At 62.6% G+C, this 15,882-nt stretch carries 14 protein-coding genes; 7 read left to right on the top strand and 7 right to left on the bottom strand.

The annotated features are described in order from the left end of the window. The first annotated feature begins 74 nt into the window (after nucleotides 1–74). The 3 genes from LB523_RS27170 to waaF are packed head-to-tail and all read left to right on the top strand — an operon-like array spanning nucleotide 75 to nucleotide 3,681. The gene (locus LB523_RS27170; protein ID WP_224608814.1) at nucleotides 75–1,607 is read left to right on the top strand and encodes an acyl-CoA carboxylase subunit beta; all 1,533 of its coding nucleotides are present in this window, start codon (nucleotides 75–77) and stop codon (nucleotides 1,605–1,607) included. A gap of 52 nt (nucleotides 1,608–1,659) precedes the next feature. Next, nucleotides 1,660–2,601 carry a glycosyltransferase gene (locus tag LB523_RS27165; protein WP_224608811.1) on the top strand — a complete coding sequence of 314 codons (942 nt, stop codon included), beginning with the start codon at nucleotides 1,660–1,662 and terminating at the stop codon, nucleotides 2,599–2,601. 60 nt (nucleotides 2,602–2,661) lie between these two features. Then, entirely contained in the window at nucleotides 2,662–3,681 is a 1,020-nt protein-coding gene (gene waaF, locus LB523_RS27160; RefSeq protein WP_224608808.1) for a lipopolysaccharide heptosyltransferase II, read from the top strand. A 1-nt stretch (nucleotide 3,682) separates the two neighbouring features. Here waaF and LB523_RS27155 read toward each other — a convergent pair whose 3' ends face one another. Next, the gene (locus LB523_RS27155; RefSeq protein ID WP_224608805.1) at nucleotides 3,683–5,683 is read right to left on the bottom strand and encodes a hypothetical protein; all 2,001 of its coding nucleotides are present in this window, start codon (nucleotides 5,681–5,683) and stop codon (nucleotides 3,683–3,685) included. After that, on the bottom strand, nucleotides 5,680–7,197 hold the full coding sequence (locus LB523_RS27150; RefSeq protein ID WP_224608851.1) for an NAD(P)H-hydrate dehydratase: 1,518 nt from the start codon (nucleotides 7,195–7,197) through the stop codon (nucleotides 5,680–5,682). The genes LB523_RS27155 and LB523_RS27150 overlap by 4 nt, the downstream gene beginning before the upstream one ends. 346 nt (nucleotides 7,198–7,543) lie before the next feature. Between LB523_RS27150 and LB523_RS27145 the strand changes: the two genes are divergently transcribed. From LB523_RS27145 to LB523_RS27135, 3 genes are read left to right on the top strand one after another with little or no spacing between them, the layout of a single operon-like run. Continuing rightward, nucleotides 7,544–7,882 (top strand): P-II family nitrogen regulator, encoded by a 339-nt coding sequence (locus LB523_RS27145; protein WP_018428041.1) that lies wholly within the window; start codon nucleotides 7,544–7,546, stop codon nucleotides 7,880–7,882. 50 nt (nucleotides 7,883–7,932) lie between these two features. After that, complete coding sequence (gene glnA / locus LB523_RS27140) at nucleotides 7,933–9,342, top strand: type I glutamate--ammonia ligase (RefSeq protein WP_095765489.1); 1,410 nt, start codon at nucleotides 7,933–7,935, stop codon at nucleotides 9,340–9,342. A gap of 28 nt (nucleotides 9,343–9,370) precedes the next feature. Beyond that, entirely contained in the window at nucleotides 9,371–9,583 is a 213-nt protein-coding gene (locus LB523_RS27135; protein ID WP_224608802.1) for a hypothetical protein, read from the top strand. A gap of 133 nt (nucleotides 9,584–9,716) precedes the next feature. Here the strand turns inward: LB523_RS27135 and LB523_RS27130 are convergent, their stop codons facing one another. Then, nucleotides 9,717–10,754, bottom strand: coding sequence for a glutamine synthetase beta-grasp domain-containing protein (locus LB523_RS27130; RefSeq protein WP_224608799.1), 1,038 nt, complete (start codon nucleotides 10,752–10,754; stop codon nucleotides 9,717–9,719). Nucleotides 10,755–11,064: 310 nt separating this feature from the next. Between LB523_RS27130 and LB523_RS27125 the strand changes: the two genes are divergently transcribed. Further along, the gene (locus tag LB523_RS27125) at nucleotides 11,065–11,259 is read left to right on the top strand and encodes a DUF2735 domain-containing protein (RefSeq protein WP_224530070.1); all 195 of its coding nucleotides are present in this window, start codon (nucleotides 11,065–11,067) and stop codon (nucleotides 11,257–11,259) included. Between the two features lie 86 nt (nucleotides 11,260–11,345). On the opposite strand, the gene LB523_RS27120 is transcribed toward LB523_RS27125, so the two are convergent. The 4 genes from LB523_RS27120 to LB523_RS27105 all read right to left on the bottom strand — a co-directional run bounded on the left by LB523_RS27120 (nucleotide 11,346) and on the right by LB523_RS27105 (nucleotide 15,864). Beyond that, a complete protein-coding gene (locus LB523_RS27120) occupies nucleotides 11,346–13,235 on the bottom strand; it encodes an MFS transporter (protein WP_224608796.1) in 1,890 nt (629 codons plus the stop codon). 281 nt (nucleotides 13,236–13,516) lie between these two features. Continuing rightward, complete coding sequence (locus tag LB523_RS27115; protein WP_224608793.1) at nucleotides 13,517–13,981, bottom strand: cupin domain-containing protein; 465 nt, start codon at nucleotides 13,979–13,981, stop codon at nucleotides 13,517–13,519. 112 nt (nucleotides 13,982–14,093) lie between these two features. Further along, nucleotides 14,094–14,885, bottom strand: coding sequence for an ATP12 family chaperone protein (locus LB523_RS27110; RefSeq protein WP_224608790.1), 792 nt, complete (start codon nucleotides 14,883–14,885; stop codon nucleotides 14,094–14,096). A gap of 103 nt (nucleotides 14,886–14,988) precedes the next feature. Further along, nucleotides 14,989–15,864 (bottom strand): DMT family transporter, encoded by an 876-nt coding sequence (locus LB523_RS27105; RefSeq protein WP_224608849.1) that lies wholly within the window; start codon nucleotides 15,862–15,864, stop codon nucleotides 14,989–14,991. Nucleotides 15,865–15,882: the final 18 nt, after the last annotated feature.

The raw sequence follows: 15,882 nt of genomic DNA, 5'->3' as shown, positions 1-15,882 counted from the left end.
AGCAAAACAGAGGTTCTTGCGCTCCCCTGCCGGCGCGATTACCACAAATTATCTATTGGTTTTGAGGACTAGCAATGAAAGACGTGCTGAAGGAACTCGAGCGTCGCCGCGAGATTGCCCGCATGGGCGGCGGCAAGGACCGCATCGAGGCGCAGCACAAGAAGGGCAAGCTCACTGCGCGCGAGCGTATCGAGATATTCCTCGACGAGGGCTCGTTCGAAGAGTTCGACATGTATGTCGAGCATCGTTCGACCGATTTCGGCATGGAGAAGACCAAGATCGCCGGCGATGGCGTCGTCACCGGCTGGGGCACCGTCAATGGGCGCCCGGTCTATATCTTCGCCAAGGATTTCACCGTGTTCGGCGGCTCGCTGTCGGAAGCGCATGCCGAAAAGGTCATCAAGGTCCAGGAGATGGCGCTGCGCAATCGCGCGCCGATCATCGGCCTCTACGATGCCGGCGGCGCACGCATCCAGGAAGGCGTGGCGGCGCTTGGCGGCTATGCCGAGATATTCCAGCGCAATGTGCTGGCATCCGGCGTCATTCCGCAGATTTCGTTGATCATGGGTCCCTGCGCCGGCGGCGACGTCTACTCGCCCGCCATGACCGATTTCATCTTCATGGTGCGCGATACTTCCTACATGTTCGTCACCGGACCGGACGTGGTGAAGACCGTGACCAACGAGACGGTGACCGCGGAAAGCCTCGGCGGCGCAAGCGTGCACACCACCAAATCCTCCATCGCCGATGGCGCCTATGACAATGACGTCGAGGCGCTGCTGCAGATGCGCCGGCTGGTCGATCTTCTGCCGGCGTCGAACACAGCCGAGATTCCCGAGATCGAGTGCTACCAGTCGGTGACGGACCACGACCTGTCGCTCGACCGGCTCATCCCCGACAATGCCAACAAGCCCTACGACATCAAGGAACTGATCCTGAAGGTCGCGGACGAAGGCGATTTCTTCGAGATCCAGCAGAGTTTCGCCAAGAACATCGTCACCGGCTTCGGCCGCGTCGAGGGCCGCACGGTCGGTTTCGTCGCCAACCAGCCGATGGTGCTGGCCGGCGTGCTCGATTCCGACGCCAGCCGCAAGGCCGCGCGCTTCGTGCGCTTCTGCGATTGTTTTTCAATTCCCATCGTCACCTTCGTCGACGTGCCAGGCTTCCTGCCGGGCACCGCGCAGGAATATGGCGGGCTAATCAAGCATGGCGCTAAACTGCTCTTCGCCTATGCCGAGGCGACCGTGCCGAAGATCACCGTCATTACCCGCAAGGCTTATGGCGGCGCCTATGACGTGATGGCCTCGAAGCATCTGCGCGGCGACATGAATTATGCCTGGCCGACGGCGCAGATCGCGGTGATGGGCGCCAGGGGCGCGGTCGAGATCATCTATCGCAAGGACATCGGCGATCCGGAGAAAATCGCCGCTCATACAAAGACTTACGAGGACCGCTTCCTGTCGCCTTTCGTCGCCGCCGAACGCGGCTACGTCGACGAGGTGATCATGCCACACTCGACCCGGCGTCGCATCGCGCGGGCGCTGCGCATGCTGCGCAACAAGGATATGCAGAACCCCTGGAAGAAGCACGACAACATTCCTTTGTGAAAGACCTCCCGCCAGCCGAAAGGACAACCGCTAACATGAGCGCGGATACGAAATGCGAATAACACTTGCGGCCCAGGGCCTTATTCCGTGCAAAGGCTATGGCGGCATCCAGCGGCAGGTCGAATGGCTGACTACGGAAATGGTCAAGATGGGGCATCAGGTGACATTGATCGCCGGCCCGGGATCGTCGCATCCGATGTGCGAGGTCCGCCACGCGGTGACCAATGACGAATGCCGCGCGGCTGTTCCCAAGGACACTGATATTGTCCATCTCCATGCCTGGAAGGTCGAAGTTCCTTTTCCGACGCTCAATACCGAGCGCGGCCATCTGCCGGATTACCCCAGGCCGCAGCCGAACTGGAGCTTCATCAGCGCCCGCCATGCCGAGCTGCACGGCCGCAAGACCTTCGTCTACAATGGCTTTCCGGTGGACGCCTATCGGCCGGCGCGGTTGAAGAACGATCATTTGTTCTTCATGGCGGCCATCGCGCGGGCCGGAAAGGGCCTCAATCGGGCGGTGGACCTCGCGAAAAAGTATGATTTCAAGCTCGATATCGCCGGCGGCTCGCGCTGGAAGCTGCTTGGCCGCAGCAAGACGCGACGCGAGGGCGTGTTCTTCAAGAGCCTGTCGCCGCGCTTCCGCTATCACGGCATGGTCGACGGCGAACCGAAGGTGCGATTGCTGGGCGAGACCAAGGCCTTTCTGAATCCGATTTCCTGGGAGGAGCCTTTCGGCAACGCGCCGGTCGAATCCATGCTGTGCGGCACGCCGGTCTTGACCACGGCACGCGGCGCGCTGCCCGAAACCGTCGATGCCAATACCGGCCGTTTCTTCGACACGGATGAGGAGTTCGCGCGCGGTTTCGGTGAAATCGACGGTTTGTCGGCGCAAAGATGCCGCGAATCCGCGGCAGACCGGTTCCCGATCCAAAAGGCCGCAAAAGCCTATATCGAGCTCTACCACCGTATTCTTGATGGCGAAGCGCTTCCATGAGACATCACGCAGGTGTTTCTTAGCAGCGCTGACCGTTCCGGACCGAAAGAGTATCGCGCATTGCGCCCCATCCTGATCTTCTGCCTGCCGGCGATCGGTGATTTCATCCGCTGCCACTCGGCCATCCGGATCATCGCCGAGAGATTCTCGGGGCAGCCGATCGACATCATCACTTCAAGGGTCGCCGCGCCGCTGGCGCGGCTGATGCCGCATGTTCGCAAGGCCTGGATAGCCGAGAAGCACTGGAAGCCAAGGCTGAAAGAGCGGGCTGGTCTGGCACGCGAAATCCGCCGGGAGAATTACCAGGCGGCCTATATGCTCACCAGCAGCACCAAGGCTTGCCTGGTGCCATGGCTGGCCGGAATACCGGAGCGCATCGGCTATCCGCGCGAGTTCCAGTTCGGCATCATCAATCGACTGCCCGCCGGTTGGCTGAAATCGATGCTTGCATTCGGCCCGCGCAAGACGCGGGTGGCAGACCAGGTTTGCGCAATCGCGCGTCTCGGCAAAAGGCCAGCCGAGGACGGACCATTGCCGGCTCCGCAGCTGGTTGTTTCCGCCGAAGAGCTTGCCGGTTGGCGTCGGCGCAACGGGATCGACCCGGCGAAGCCGGCGATTGCCCTCTACACGTCGGACTTTGCCAACAAGCGCTCATGGCCGATGGAGCGCTTCGTCTCGATCGCGCGCGACCATGTTGCCCGCGGCTGGTCGGTTTGGCTGATCGGCGGGCCGCGCGAGCGGCAGGCTGCGGCGGAAATCAGGGCTTGTTTGCCCGAGGCGCTGGATTTTACCTCGACGCCCGATATTGCAGAAGCCATGTGCCAGATCGCGGCCTCGACCATTTTTCTCGGAGTCGATGGCGGCATCTCCCACGCTGCTGGGGCGCTGGGCGGCCCTTGTGTGCTCATATACGGTTTGAACCGAGCCTATATGCACGGTCCGGTGAACGAACAGGTGATTTTTCTCGAGCCGCCGATTTCGACGCCAGGCTGGGTGGAGAACACGTGCGCGGTATCCGAGGACAGGGTTCGCGAGGCGCTTGCGGCGGCGATCCGAAAAAACGCGCCGCAATTCACCTGACCTATTCCTCGGCTGCCGCCCCGAAACCCGCGCCCATGCTCGCGCGCGCCGTGGTCGCCCAAGGCGTGGCGTGATTGTCGATGCGCATCTGGAAGATGAAATAGGTCGGCGAGCAGAAGCCGATGCCCTTGACCCTGGCGGCGCCCGGTGTGTCCGGCGGCAGCGACTGGCACATATAATCCTCGCGGCAGAAATGGTCAGCCGAGCAGGCTGGGCGGTTGCCGCGGTTGACCGAGCCGCCGAGACACTGGTCGAAATTGTTGGTGGCCACGCAGGTGTCGAACTTCTTGCCGCCGACCAAGCCGCAGATCTCGCTCGGCATCGGCTTGCCGGGCTTGAAAGCGGAGAAGGCGCGATCCTTGTCATCGCAGGCGCGATACGCGAAGCCTCCCGGAACGCCGATCTTCGGCGGCCGGCAGGTATAGGCAGTGCGCGAGATCGCCGGCGCAAAAGCGGCGAATTGGCCGGTGATCTTGTAGCGATCGTTGAACGGCTGCGTCACGTTGCTGGCGATCGAGCCGGTGAGGCAAGGATGGCCGGAAAACATCGCGGGACTGTCTTTCGGCAGCAGGCATTGCGCCAGTTTGGTTCTCACCCCCGAAGCGGTGGCGATCGGCGTGCAGACCGTGCCGGCGCCGCATTGCCAGGTGCCGCCAAAGCGGCTTGCGTCATCCGGCATCAGGCATGGCATTGCCGTTTCGGCCGGCGCATAGGCGGGCTCGCCCGCATCCTTCCAGGCGGCGGGCGGTGCGAAGGAGAGCGGACGAAAACGATTGGGCTCCCTGCCCTCGGCGGTCGCCTTGAGCCACGCTTCGCGGCGCGGGATATCGGCGTGGAGATGCGGCGAGATGCCGACTTCGATGCGGTTGAGCGGCGAGGTCGTCGCGTCGTCGAGACCGATGAAATGGAAGCCGGCGGTCGAGCCCGCCTGATGGCAACCCTGGCAGGCACCGTTGTCGAGCCGCTCGATCAAAGCGTCCGGCGTGCGCGCCAAGGTAAACTTCGAATAGTCGAGCCCGGCGAACTCCTTTGGGTCGAACAGCGGCGTGAACGGATGATTGGCTTGCCTTGCGCTGCCGAAGGTCGACCAGGAGACGACTTTTCGGGCGAGGAATTCGTCCGGGATTTCGTAGACGCCGAGATCGACCGCAGCGGCATTGACGCGGACATAGTCGGCAAGCCGCGCTTTCAATGCCGCATCCTGCGCAAGCCTGGCCGTGTCCGGTGTATTTTCCAGCGGCCTCTCGCCGACCGTCGAACCATCGATGCTGAAGATGCGCATCAGGTAGGCGGCCTGCCCGCCGAACTCGGTTTCCTGGCCGGAAGGAAAGCGCACCACCTGCGCGTTGAGCTCGAGTTGCTTGAAGGACAGCGAGGCCTTTTCGAGGGGCCCGCCGGTCAGCCAGCCGGCATCGACCGTTTCGTCGAGCTGCGGCGTCCAGCGGCCGGCAGCGCCCACACAGCCGCCGTCGGCATCTTGAGCGACGCGGTATATGGCGCTGAAGTTGAACGGCAGGCGCGAGGCCAGTTGCTTGCCGTTCTTCCTGAAGCTGTAGGCCAGGCGATAGATGAACCGCACCTCGCCGCAGCTCGTCTCGTTGCCAAGCGTTGCGAAATCGCGTCGGTCGAGCCGGTTGACGACGCCGACAAGGCGGAAGCGCGCCGCATTCGTCTTCAGCCAGCGCATGTCGATGATGCGGCCGACATTGCCGTCGGTCACTTCGTAGAGAGAGCGGCCGCCGGCCTTCATCCCGGTGCGCAACGCGGCGACATCGCCGGCCACTGTGTCGACGATGGCGTGATAGGCTGGTGCCTCATCATAGAGGGATTTCAGATCGTCGCTGCCGTCGACGCCGAAGAGGTCGGCGAAGCCATATCCGCCGGCATCTAGTGCGGCGAGCACGCGTGGGTCGTCGATGATGGCAACCGGATGATCGGTGGCGCGCGCCGGCTGGGCAATAAAAGCGGCCAGGACGGCAACAAGCAGCCCCAGCCGCTTCATAGGACAGCGCTCTGCGCCAGTTCGCGAAGAACCGGCACCATGGCCAAAGGCAGGTCTTCCGCAATCAAACCCGGCCCAAAGCGGCTGCCGGCTTCGGCATGGATCCAGACCGCGGCGCAAGCCGCTTCGAAGGCCGGCATGCCTTGCGCCAGGAGCCCGGCAATGATGCCCGCCAGCACGTCGCCCGACCCGGCGGTGGCGAGCCATGGCGCGCCATTGCTATTGATCGCGGCGCGGCCCTCCGGCGAGGCGACCACGCTGTCGGCGCCCTTGTAGACGATCACGGCGTTGGCGCGCTGCGCGGCTTCGCGTGCCTTGGCCAGCTTCGACAAGGCCTTGTTGCCGGCAATGTCGGCAAACAACCTGCCGAACTCACCCTCATGCGGCGTCATGATCAACGCCGGCGCGTCCGGTCTGGCGGCCGCCTCGAACAGCGTCGAGGCCGCATTGCGGAAAGAGGTGATGCCGTCGGCGTCGAGCACGAGGCCCTCAACGCCGCCGTCCTGCCGGTTTTTGGCGAGCACGGCGAGCGCGAAATCGCGCGCCTTGTCACCGATGCCGAAGCCGGGGCCGAGAACGAAGGCGGACGGCCGGCGATCGCCGATAAGATCATGCACGTCCTCGATCGCGTCAACCTTGCGCAGCATGATCGAGGTCAGATGCGCAGCGTTGACCTGCATGGCGTTGGCGGGCGAGAGCACGGTGACGGCCCCTGCTCCGCTTCTGGCGGCCGCAAGCGCCGACAGGCGCGCCGCGCCGGTCGCCGATGGTCCGCCCGAAAAGACGCTGGCATGACCGCGCTTGTATTTGTGCGTGTCGAGGGCGGGCGCGGGAAAGCTTGCGATCCAGAGCCCGGGGCGGTTCTCAAAGGCCCGCGGCGCGACCTCGTTGATGATCTCGTCATGAATGCCGATGTCGGCCAACACGATCTCGCCGCATCGCTCGCGGCCAGGCAGCAGCAGATGCCCAGGCTTCTTTCGTGCGAAGGTCACCGTGAGAGCCGCGCAAAATGCCGAACCGAGGATTTCGCCGCTTTCGCCTGAAACGCCCGAAGGCAGGTCGATCGCGACAACCGGCAGGTTCATGCCCGTCGCGGTGTCGACCGCGCCTCTGGCGTCGCCGGCGAGAGGTTTCGACAGGCCCGCACCATAGATGGCGTCGACAACCAGCGATCCAGCTTCCGCGGTGAAAGCTGAAAGCGGGTGCCGCTCCAGAGCGCAATCAGCCGCCGCGAGCGCGGCGTCGCTGCCTGCCTTCGGTTCGCCCGACGCCCACAGAGCCACATCGACGCCGGCCGCGGCCAGCAGCCGCGCCACGACGTAGCCGTCGCCGCCATTGTTGCCCGGGCCGCACAGCACGTGCACCTTCTTCGAGCCAGGATAGCGCGCCAGCACGACGGCCGCGACCGCCTCGCCCGCGCGTAGCATCAAGCGATAGCCGTCGAGCGGTCCGGCCGCTATTGTCAGCCTGTCGGCCTCGGCCATTTCGGCCGGCGATAGAAGTTCATTGCGCATGGGATTGCCGATCTCCATGCGATCAAGCATTGTCCAGTTTTCGGTTCGAAGCAAACCAGTGACCGCGCCTTGTCTTGCAAATGCGGTTGCATCCGGGAGGGGTTCAGCCTGCAAATTGCGCTGTCTGCCCATTTTTTGCGCAGGCGCGAGGAGGAGCGATGTATACGGTTTGGGCGTCCATGACGCATCCGATGCAGCCGGTGACGCGAATTTGCATCCGGACGCGGCATGGGCGCGAAAACGCCCCTCACCGTCTGCTCTCCTCAGGATTGGCACGCTTCGTGCTTGATGAAGGCGCAAGCGGGGCACACAACCCGTCTTCTTGGCAGTGGAGGCCACTTTTTACATGAAAAAGATCGAAGCGATCATCAAGCCATTCAAGCTGGACGAAGTGAAGGAAGCGCTTCAGGAGGCCGGACTGCAAGGCATCACCGTCACCGAAGCCAAGGGTTTCGGCCGTCAGAAGGGCCATACCGAGCTCTATCGCGGCGCCGAATATGTCGTCGATTTCCTCCCCAAGGTGAAGATCGAGGTGGTGCTTGGCGACGAAGCTGTCGAAGGCGCAATCGAGGCCATCCGCAAGGCGGCGCAGACCGGCCGCATCGGCGATGGAAAAATCTTCGTCTCCAACATAGAGGAAGTCGTGCGCATCCGCACGGGCGAGACCGGCATCGACGCCATCTGACCAAAACCTACAATCCATTTCCGGACGTCATCACACAGGGAAGAAATGACATGACGACAGCCAAAGACATCATGAAGCAGATCAAGGACAACGACGTGAAATTCGTCGACCTGCGCTTCACCGATCCGCGGGGCAAGCTGCAACATGTGACGATGGATGTCGTCGAAGTGGAGGAAGACATGTTCGCCGACGGCGTCATGTTCGACGGCTCCTCGATCGCCGGCTGGAAGGCAATCAACGAGTCCGACATGGTGCTGATGCCGGACACCGATACCGTCCATATGGATCCGTTCTTTGCCCAGTCGACCATGGTCATCCTGTGCGACATCCTCGATCCGATTTCGGGCGAGGCTTATAACCGCGATCCGCGCGGCACCGCCAAGAAGGCCGAGGCCTACATGAAGGCGGAAGGCATCGGCGACACCATCTATGTCGGTCCCGAGGCCGAGTTCTTCGTGTTCGACGACGTCAAGTACAAGGCCGATCCCTACAACACCGGCTTCCGTCTCGACTCGACCGAACTGCCCTCCAACGACGACACCGACTACGAGACCGGCAATCTCGGCCACCGTCCGCGCATCAAGGGCGGCTATTTCCCGGTGCCACCGATCGATTCCTGCCAGGACATGCGCTCCGAGATGCTGACCGTGCTCGCCGAAATGGGCGTGCGCGTCGAAAAGCACCACCACGAGGTCGCCGCCGCGCAGCACGAGCTCGGCATCAAGTTCGACACGCTGGTGCGCAACGCCGACAAGATGCTGATCTACAAGTATGTCGTGCACCAGGTCGCCAACGCCTACGGCAAGACAGCCACCTTCATGCCGAAGCCGGTGTTCGGCGACAACGGCTCGGGCATGCACGTCCACCAGTCGATCTGGAAGGGCGGCAAGCCGACCTTCGCCGGCAACGAATATGCCGGCCTGTCGGAGAGCTGCCTCTATTACATCGGCGGCATCATCAAGCACGCCAAGGCGATCAACGCCTTCACCAACCCGCTGACCAACTCCTACAAGCGTCTGGTGCCGGGCTATGAGGCGCCGGTGCTGCTCGCCTATTCGGCGCGCAACCGCTCAGCTTCCTGCCGCATTCCGTTCGGCAACTCGCCGAAGTCGAAGCGCGTCGAGGTCCGCTTCCCCGATCCGGGCGCGAACCCCTATCTCGGTTTCGCCGCCATGCTGATGGCCGGCCTCGATGGCATCAAGAACAAGATCCACCCCGGACAGCCGATGGACAAGGATCTCTACGACCTGCCGCCGAAGGAGCTGAAGAAGATCCCGACCGTCTGTGGCTCGCTGCGCGAAGCGCTGCAGAACCTCGACAAGGACCGCGGCTTCCTGAAGGCCGGCGGCGTCTTCGACGACGATCAGATCGACAGCTATATCGAGCTCAAGATGGCCGAGGTCATGCGCTTCGAAATGACCCCGCACCCGGTCGAGTACGACATGTACTATTCGGTCTAAACTTCTGATCGGATAGAAAATTCTGCCCTTGGAAGGCATTCCCTTCCAAGGGCTTTTCATTTCTGAAGACGGGCTTTCGAGCCGGCGCGGCGCGTGCCGGTCGGGCTCGCGCACCGGCACCGCCGGCTGCTCGCATTTCTCCGGCAACATCTTCCTCGCCCTGGTCAACCGCGACGGGAACCGCACGCCGCGCCCTGCCCCACGCCAAGACGTAGTGGCAGCGCTCAAATCGCGTGCGTGATTGCCGCCTGACGGTGGCGGCAGACTGGCCTGGATTGCCGGCTCTCCCATGCAAAAAGCCCCAGCGGGTTTCCGCTGGGGCTTTTCTAGCGTGCCCATCGCGCCAGGGGCCCTGCGCCCTGGCAAGCGAGGAATCAGGCGGCGGCCGAAACCGCGGCGGTCGAAACCTGCGAGATCGTCTTCAGCACCTGCGAGGCGATCTGGTAGGGGTCGCCCTGCGAGTTCGGGCGACGGTCTTCCAGGTAGCCCTTGTAGTCGTTCTTGACGAAGGAGTGCGGCACGCGGATCGAAGCGCCGCGGTCGGCGACACCGTAGGAGAACTTGTTCCACGGCGCGGTTTCGTGCTTGCCGGTCAGGCGCTTGTCGTTGTCCGGGCCGTAGACCGCGATATGATCCATCAGGTTCTTGTCGAACTGCGCCATCAGCGCCTCGAAATAGGCCTTGCCGCCGATTTCACGCATGTACTTGGTCGAGAAGTTGCAGTGCATGCCCGAGCCGTTCCAGTCGGTGTCGCCGAGCGGCTTGCAGTGGAACTCGATGTCGATGCCGTATTTTTCGGTCAGACGCAGCAGCAGATAGCGCGCCATCCAGATCTGGTCGGCGGCCTTCTTGGAGCCCTTGCCGAAAATCTGGAATTCCCACTGGCCCTTGGCCACTTCGGCGTTGATGCCTTCATGGTTGATGCCGGCGGCGAGGCAAAGGTCGAGATGTTCCTCGACGATCTGGCGGGCGACATCGCCGACGTTCTTGTAGCCAACGCCGGTGTAATACGGACCCTGCGGGGCCGGGTAGCCGCTCTCGGGGAAGCCAAGCGGACGGCCGTCCTTGTAGAAGAAATATTCCTGCTCGAAGCCGAACCAGGCATCCTCGTCGTCGAGGATGGTCGCGCGGCTGTTGGATTCATGCGGGGTGACGCCATCGGGCATCATCACTTCGCACATGACCAGAATACCGTTGGTGCGGGCCGGGTCTGGATAAAGCGCGACCGGCTTCAGCACGCAATCGGAGCTGCGGCCCTCGGCCTGGTTCGTGGAGGAACCATCGAAGCCCCATAGCGGCAGCTGCTCGAGCGTCGGGAACTCGGCGAATTCCTTGATCTGGGTCTTGCCGCGCAAATTGGGGACCGGTGTGTAGCCGTCCAGCCAGATATACTCGAGCTTGTATTTGGTCATTCTAGAGCCTCTCGTTGCTTGATCACCGCCAAATGGTGGCGACGCTCGGCCGGCTCGAGCCGGCCTGCCGACGGTCAAAAAGCAATTCGTATGCCACTCGGCCTTCGCGGGGTGCGGCAAAATGGTCATGGCAACGCGTTGATTTTGTTGAGCCGTCTCAGCAATGCGACTGGATCGTTCAGGCGCCGTTTTTGCTTACAAAATAGGCATTTGCTGATCTTTTTGTAAGCATATTGCCTAAAGGAGTCGCAGGGCATACTTTGATGGGAAGGTGAATCGGTACGCTCCTGAAAAGGCGAGGAGATCGGCAATGCAAGTCACGCCATCGCGGCCGTCGGCAAAAGTCCTGCTGTTCCCGCTCGCAGCACGCAAGTCTGCCTCAAATTTAGGCGCCAAGGCCAAATTCGCGGCAGAACTTGCGGCACTTCGCGGCGAGCACGCCGACTTCGACGGCTGGTACCACGAAGCCGCGATCGAGGAAGAGAACCAGCAGCGCAGGAGCTGAGCTGTCCGCTTTCTTCCAATTGGGCATGAAAAAAGCCCGGCGTGATCGCTCACGCCGGGCCTTCTGTTTGAGCGGGATGACCGAGGTCATTCCTTGGCGTGGAGGTCTGTGCCGAGCGTATCCCTGACGAAGATCATGCCGATGATAAGCGACATTGCCGCGATGATAACCGGGTACCAGAGACCGTAGTAGATATCGCCCTTGTAGGCGCTGAGCGCGAACACCGTTGCCGGCAGCAGACCGCCGAACCAGCCATTGCCGATGTGGTAGGGCAGCGACATGCCGGTGTAGCGAATGCGGGTCGGGAACATCTCGACCAGGATGGCCGCGATCGGCCCATAGACCATGGTCACGAACAGCACCAGGATGAACAGGATGCCGATCGTGAGCGGCCAGTTGATGGCTGCCGGATCGGCAGTCATGGCGAACGGACCGCCGCCCGGGATGTTGTAGACGGTGACTTCGGGCGCACCCGCCGCCTCCTCCTTGGTCAGCAGCTTGTCGGCGATCGCCTTGTCGGCCGGAACCGTCGCCTTTTCGCCGCCGCGGATGGCCGCGGCATCGAGCTTGAGTTCGGGATTGGCCGCGATGAAGGCGTCGAGCTTCTGGTCCGGAACCTTGGCCGCGGCGCGCTTCAGCGGATAGCCGCCGTCCCGCAGCGCCATGTTCACCGCTTTCTGGAAGGCCGCCTCCTTGGCCTTGGCCTGATCGCCAGCGGCAACGGCGTCATAGGACGCCACCGTCTCGTTTCCGACCTTGACCGAGGCCGCGGTTCCAGGCGCTGCCGTCGCAACGACGTCGTAAGGCACCGAGTTCTTGGTCAGGAACGACGTCGCGATATCACAGGATGTCGTGAACTTCGCCGTGCCGACAGGATTGAACTGGAACTTGCAGTCGCCGGGCGCCGCCGTCACCGTCGCGCGGGTGTTCTGCTGCGCGGTGGCCAGAGCCGGATTGGCGGCCCAGGTCAGAGCCTTGAACAGCGGGAAGGTGCAGACGATGCCCAACGCAAGGCCTGCCATGATGATGGGCTTACGGCCGATCTTGTCCGACAGCCAGCCGAACACGACGAAGAAGATCGAGCCGACGGCCAGCGCGATAGCGATCATGACGTTGACCGACCATGCGTCGACCTTCAGCACGTTCTGCAGGAAGAACAGGGCGTAGAACTGCCCGTTGTACCAGATCACGGCCTGGCCGGCGGTAAGGCCGAGCAGCGCCAGAAGGGCGATCTTGGCGTTCTTCCACTGACCGAAAGCTTCCGTTAACGGCGCCTTGGAGCCCTTACCTTCCTCCTTCATGCGCTGGAAGGTCGGCGACTCCGAAAGCGACAGCCGGATCCAGATCGAGATGGCGAGCAGCAGGAACGAGACGATGAAGGGGATGCGCCAACCCCAACTGGCGTAGGTCTCCTTGCTGAGCGAGCCCTGGACGATCAGGATGACGATCAGCGACAGGAACAGGCCGAGCGTCGCCGTGGTCTGGATCCAGGACGTGTAGTAGCCGCGTCGGTCGTCCGGCGCGTGTTCGGCGACGTAGGTCGCGGCACCGCCATACTCGCCGCCAAGCGCAAGGCCCTGCAGCATGCGCAGCCCGATCAGGATCACGGGCGCCGCGATGCCCCAACTGGCATAGCCGGGCAGCAGGCCCACCAGGAAGGTGGACAGGCCCATGATCGTCATAGTGACGAGGAAGGTGTATTTGCGGCCGACGAGATCGCCGATGCGGCCAAACACGAGCGCGCCGAACGGACGCACAAGGAAGCCGGCGGCAAAGGCCAGCAGCGCGAAGATGTTGCGCGTCGCTTCGGGAATCGCCGGGCTGAAGAAGGTCGAGCCGATGAAGGCGGCCAGCGAGCCGTAGAGATAGAAATCATACCACTCGAAAACGGTACCGAGCGAGGAGGCGAAGATGACCTTCTTCTCCTCCCGCGTCATGCCGCGGCTGGTTCCGCCGGCGGTCGAAGCCATTGCCATTGATGTATCCTCCCGTGAGATCCCGTCTGTCCTCGATGGCTGCGCGCCACCGTCCGCGCTCCTGCGAACGCGGACTCAAAAACGCAGCCAACGAAGGAAAAATGACAGAAAGGGCGGGCGAAAGGCACCGCGACGATGGGATTATGACTTTGGTATTAGGTGCGCTGCGAAAGCTGAGTGCAGCACTTGGAGCGGATCATTTCCGGCACTAGGCAGCAAATACCACCGATCGAATGTCTCTTCTTGGAAAGGAAGCGTTTCTCAAGATGCATGGCCAAGTGTCAGCGATTGATCGCCACCGTCTCGTCGTTGATTATCCCAAGGCGTGCTTCAATCAATGCGATCTCGTCGGGCGCGTCGGCGCCAGAGGCCTCTATCTCCATGAAGAGTTGCTCGAAGCCACCCGGCGTCACTATTGCGAACATCTGCCCGGGCTCGTCGCCAATGTTTCGCCAACTGTGACGCACATGAGGAGGCAAAACAACGACGGCGCCTGGATGGGCATCGAATTCCTCGTCGCCACATTGGAAACGATAGATCCCGCGTATCACCCGAAAAACCTCGGTCTCTCGGGTGTGAGTGTGAGGGGCCGGGCCTTTCCCGGGCGGGGTGAAAGTTTCCCACATCCCGAATGCGCCGTTCGTCTCGGCGGCAGTGGCATGGATCACAACTTTTGCGCCATGGGGCGCTTTGGCCAGGCGCTCCCTGCCCGGCATTGAGGTTACCGCATTCCGAAAGTCCGACATTGCCGCCCCCCATTGAGCGGCGAATAATAGCATGGGATCGGTTGCCGGATAGCTGGCAGTGGCCCAACGGTATTCTGAACAGAACCCGTTGTGCGGCGTTCCTGAAGTTACTTTAGCCTTGCAGCGCCTCGAGCAGGCTGACCGCCGCCATCATGTCGCGCTTGCGTGCCAAGCGGCGCGCCATGGCCTCCGCATCCTGGCCCCAATGCTCGATCTGCCAATCCTCGTCGACATGGCCGGCCGCCCAGGCTTCCTCGCCATCGAGCTCGCCGAAATCGACGGCCAGCGCCAGCAGCGCCGAGCCGGTCAGCGCGGTCATGACATGGATGGCGGCCAGCCGCATCGGCTCCGAGCGCTGGCCAAGATGCGCGCCGAGGACGGCGATGGTTTCGCGGGGCTGCTCGACATGGACGACGCCTTCGGCAAGGTTGAAGCGTGCGCCGAGATGGCCGCGCGCCCAGTCCAGCACCGGGTCCCAATGCTTGTTCTGGCGATCGACCAGGCCTTGCGGGCCGTCGGCGCGGTAGCAAAGAAGATCGGACGAGGCGAAGCGCAGGATATCTTCGAGCACCGCCTGCGGATCGGAGGCGACGCCGTCGATGGCGGTGTTCACCAGCCGCATGATAGGCATTGTCACGGGATCAATGACTTCGCCTTGCGCGCTGAATTCAGCGGCCACAAGTGCTGCAGCCTTTTCGGTCGGCAGCACCATCACAGCCTTGCCCGGCGTGCGCACGGGGCGGCCGTCCAGATGAACGGCAAAGCCATTCTCGATAGGAGCCACCGAAACAGCCTTGTAGAAACGCTTCGGCAGCGGCGTCTTCATCTGGATCTGGGCGCGGCGCACAGGATCGGGATCTGAAAGCAGCTTACCGGCTTCGAGGTCTTCGAGGATGTCGCGCATGCCGAACTCCTTAAAGCAATTTGAGGAAAAGTGTGAAGCGGTTTTGCGTCCGCAATCGCGCCAACACAAAGAGATAGGGCAGCTTGCCGTTTCGCAAGCTGATCTATGGTGTGGGCTGTCTGCGCGCCGGGCGATTGACGATGATCAGCCCGGCGGCAATCAGGCCGAGCGCCAGGAAAATCCTGATCGTCGGCAGCTCGCCCAACAGCACCGCGCCGCACAGGACGCCGAACACCGGCGACAGAAAGGCGAAGCTCGACAAGCCGGCTGCCGGATAGCGCGTGAGCAGCCAGAACCACAACACATAGGTGAAGGCGACGATATAGATAGACTGGAACAGCAGCGCCAGTGTCGGCAGGACAGCAAGCGCGCGGATGGGTGGGCCGGCGAAAGGCATCACCAGGACACCAACGACGGCGGCGCCGGCCAGCTGATAGAGCAGCAGTTTCTCCGCGCGCGTGTCGACCAGCCTCGATCGTTTGATGACGATGCTGGTCGCCGCCCAGAGAATGCCCGAGCCGAGACTGAGCAGATCGCCGGTCAGTGTCGCGCCGCTGCCGGCAGTGATGCCGTCGGAGAAGACCGCCGCCAGGCCGCAGAAGGCGAGAACAAGGCCACCGAGCTTGCGCGCATTGATACGCTCGCCAAGCAGGAAATGTCCGCCGATCAGCACCCAGAACGGCATGGTGTTGACCAAAAGCGTGTTGCGGGCAACGGTCGTGTATTCGAGGCCGATATAGAGACACAGGAACTCGACGCCGAAGAGCACGCCGACGACGATACCGGCGGCCAGCGTCCGATCCGCTTCGAAGAGCTTGATGCCGCGCAGCCGGCACCAGGCGAACACGCAGGCTCCCCCGATGAGCGAACGTGCGATCGAGACGAAGACAGGGTCGTAGCCGGAGTATGACACCTTGGCGGCGACATAGTTCAGGCCCCAGGAAAAGGTCAGCCCGACCATGATGGCCGCCGCGGCCATGTCGACTGCATCGCGGCG

Source organism: Mesorhizobium sp. ESP-6-4 (assembly GCF_020164735.1).
Classification (GTDB): domain Bacteria; phylum Pseudomonadota; class Alphaproteobacteria; order Rhizobiales; family Rhizobiaceae; genus Mesorhizobium.
The sequence above is the reverse complement of the archived record's forward strand: the minus strand, read 5'-3'. Positions and strand labels throughout refer to the sequence as shown.

Coding starts and splice junctions, on each gene's coding strand:
- LB523_RS27170 (WP_224608814.1), top strand. CDS start 75: ATGAAAGACGTGCTGAAGGAACTCGAGCGTCGCCGCGAGATTGCCCGC.
- LB523_RS27115 (WP_224608793.1), bottom strand. CDS start 13,981: ATGTCGGACTTTCGGAATGCGGTAACCTCAATGCCGGGCAGGGAGCGC.
- LB523_RS27120 (WP_224608796.1), bottom strand. CDS start 13,235: ATGGCAATGGCTTCGACCGCCGGCGGAACCAGCCGCGGCATGACGCGG.
- LB523_RS27125 (WP_224530070.1), top strand. CDS start 11,065: ATGCAAGTCACGCCATCGCGGCCGTCGGCAAAAGTCCTGCTGTTCCCG.
- LB523_RS27110 (WP_224608790.1), bottom strand. CDS start 14,885: ATGCGCGACATCCTCGAAGACCTCGAAGCCGGTAAGCTGCTTTCAGAT.
- LB523_RS27145 (WP_018428041.1), top strand. CDS start 7,544: ATGAAAAAGATCGAAGCGATCATCAAGCCATTCAAGCTGGACGAAGTG.
- glnA (WP_095765489.1), top strand. CDS start 7,933: ATGACGACAGCCAAAGACATCATGAAGCAGATCAAGGACAACGACGTG.
- LB523_RS27130 (WP_224608799.1), bottom strand. CDS start 10,754: ATGACCAAATACAAGCTCGAGTATATCTGGCTGGACGGCTACACACCG.
- LB523_RS27105 (WP_224608849.1), bottom strand. CDS start 15,864: ATGGCCGCGGCGGCCATCATGGTCGGGCTGACCTTTTCCTGGGGCCTG.
- LB523_RS27150 (WP_224608851.1), bottom strand. CDS start 7,197: ATGCGCAATGAACTTCTATCGCCGGCCGAAATGGCCGAGGCCGACAGG.
- LB523_RS27155 (WP_224608805.1), bottom strand. CDS start 5,683: ATGAAGCGGCTGGGGCTGCTTGTTGCCGTCCTGGCCGCTTTTATTGCC.
- LB523_RS27165 (WP_224608811.1), top strand. CDS start 1,660: ATGCGAATAACACTTGCGGCCCAGGGCCTTATTCCGTGCAAAGGCTAT.